This is a genomic window from Thermoflexus hugenholtzii JAD2, assembly GCF_900187885.1.
GTDB classification, from domain to species: Bacteria; Chloroflexota; Anaerolineae; order Thermoflexales; family Thermoflexaceae; genus Thermoflexus; species Thermoflexus hugenholtzii.
Genome location: NZ_FYEK01000062.1, coordinates 1 through 514, shown reverse-complemented (window position 1 = coordinate 514; position 514 = coordinate 1). Strand labels below are relative to the sequence as shown.

The 514-nt window shown below is 67.3% G+C and carries 1 protein-coding gene; it reads right to left on the bottom strand.

What is annotated here, in order from left to right; genetic code table 11:
- On the bottom strand, positions 1-514 hold a 514-nt coding region (locus CFB18_RS12195; protein ID WP_320410130.1), incomplete at both ends, for a DNA gyrase subunit A.

Sequence of the window (514 nt, the reverse complement as noted above, 5' to 3'; positions counted from 1 at the left end):
CAGGGCGTCGCAGACTTCCTGGAGGTTGTGGGGGGGGATGTTGGTGGCCATCCCCACGGCGATCCCCGAAGCCCCGTTGATCAACAGCTGGGGCGCCTTCGCCGGCAGCACCACCGGCTCCCGCAGCGAACCATCGAAATTGTCGGCCCACTCCACCGTCTCCTTCTCCAGATCCGCCAGCAGCTCCTCCGCCATCGGCGTCAGCCGCGCCTCGGTATACCGCATCGCCGCCGGCGGATCCCCATCCACCGACCCGAAGTTCCCCTGCCCGTCCACCAGGGGGTAGCGCATGGTGAAGTCCTGGGCCATCCGGGCCAGGGCCTCATACACCGCCATATCCCCGTGGGGATGGAACTTGCCCAGCACCTCCCCCACGATGCGGGCCGACTTCTTGTAAGGGGCGTTGGGATGCAGCCCCATCTCGTGCATCACATACAGGATGCGCCGCTGCACCGGCTTCAGCCCGTCCCGCACGTCCGGCAGCGCCCGCGCCACAATCACACTCATCGCGTAG